Source organism: Microbacterium testaceum (assembly GCF_001476655.1).
Classification (GTDB): domain Bacteria; phylum Actinomycetota; class Actinomycetes; order Actinomycetales; family Microbacteriaceae; genus Microbacterium; species Microbacterium testaceum_C.
Map to the genome: position 1 here is coordinate 1 of NZ_LDRT01000188.1, position 1,849 is coordinate 1,849.

Here is a 1,849-nt window from a genome sequence, read left to right on the forward strand (position 1 = left end):
CGAAGAGGACGACGAGGCGCACGACCTCTGGCTGAAGCTGAGCACCCTCCCCGAGGACCGCATCCAGCGTCTCGGCAAGGACACCAACTACTGGTCGACGGGTCTTCCGGGCCCCGCGGGCCCCTGCTCGGAGATCTTCTTCGACCGCGGCCCGGACTACGGCATCGACGGGGGACCCGCCACCGACGACGACCGCTACGTCGAGATCTGGAACCTCGTGTTCATGCAGTACGAGATCACCAACGTGCGCTCGAAGTACGACTTCGACATCGTCGGCGAACTCCCCGCGAAGAACATCGACACCGGTATGGGCCTCGAGCGCATCGCGTTCATCAAGCAGGGCGTCGACAACATGTACGAGACCGACCAGGTGCGCCCCGTGCTCGATCTCGCGGCGAAGCTGGCGGGCAAGGCCTACGGCGCCGAATCGCACGAGGACGACGTGCGCCTGCGCATCGTCGCCGACCACGTGCGCTCCTCGCTCATGCTGCTCGCCGACGGTGTCACCCCCTCGAACGAGGGCCGCGGCTACATCCTCCGGCGCATCATGCGCCGCGCGATCCGATCGATGCGCCTGCTCGGCGTGGAGGGGGCGACGTTCCCCGAGCTGTTCGCCGCCTCGCGCGACGCGATGAAGGAGTCGTACCCCGAGGTCGAGGCCGATTACGCCCGTCTCTCGGCCTACGCCATCGCCGAGGAGCAGACGTTCCTGCGCACCCTCGCGGCGGGGTCCGCCATCCTCGACCAGTCGGTCGCCGAGGCCAAGAACGGCGGCGGCTCGACGCTCTCGGGCTCCGAGGCGTTCCTGCTGCACGACACCTACGGCTTCCCGATCGACCTCACGCTCGAGATCGCCGAGGAGGCCGGGCTGAGCGTCGACCGCGCGGCGTTCGACACGCTCATGCAGGAGCAGCGCACGCGCGCCAAGGCCGACGCCCGCGCCCGCAAGGGGGCGATCGCCGATCAGAGCGCCTACCGCGAGTTCCGTGCCCTGGGCGAGACCGTCTTCACCGGGTACACCGAGTTGCAGACGGAGTCGAAGGTGCTCGGCATCCTGGTCGACGGCCAGGGGACCGACCGCGCCTCCGAGGGGCAGATCGCCGAGATCATCACGGCGGAGACGGCGCTGTACGCCGAGTCGGGCGGCCAGGTCGCCGACAAGGGGACCATCGTCGGCCCGGGCTACGAACTCGAGGTCCTGGACGTTCAGCGCCCGGTTCCGGGTCTGATCAGCCACACCGTCGAGGTCACGACCGGCGAGGTCTCGGTCGGCGCGTCCGCCACCACGGTGGTCGACGCGCGGAACCGCCACTCGGCGCAGCAGGCCCACTCGGCCACGCACCTCGTACACGCCGCGATCCGTGACACCCTGGGCAAGACGGCCACCCAGACCGGCTCGCTGAACCGCGCCGGGTACATGCGCTTCGACTTCAGCTGGGGATCGGCGCTCTCGCCCGAGACCCGCACCGAGATCGAGGACATCGCCAACAACGCCGTCCGCGACAACCTCGAGGTCACCACGCGCGTGATGTCGCTCGACGAGGCGAAGGCCGCGGGCGCCATGGCGCTGTTCGGCGAGAAGTACGGCGACACCGTGCGCATGGTCGACATCGGCGGTCCGTGGTCGCGCGAACTCTGCGGTGGCACGCACGTCGCCCGCAGCGCCGAGATCGGGCTGGTCAACCTCGTCGGCGAGCAGTCGGTGGGCGCCTCCAACCGTCGCGTGGAGGCCCTCGTGGGTCTCGACGCCTTCCGGGATCTCGCCGCCGAGCGGGCAATCGTCTCGCAGCTGTCGACCTCGCTCAAGACCCCGCGCGAGCAGCTCACCAGCCGCATCGCCGAGCTCGCC

1 protein-coding gene is annotated in these 1,849 nt (G+C 69.7%); it reads left to right on the plus strand.

Annotated elements, in window-relative coordinates; genetic code table 11:
* Nucleotides 1-1,849, plus strand: a 1,849-nt coding sequence (alaS, locus tag NS220_RS18045) for an alanine--tRNA ligase (RefSeq protein ID WP_058625365.1), incomplete at both ends; no start/stop codon positions are given.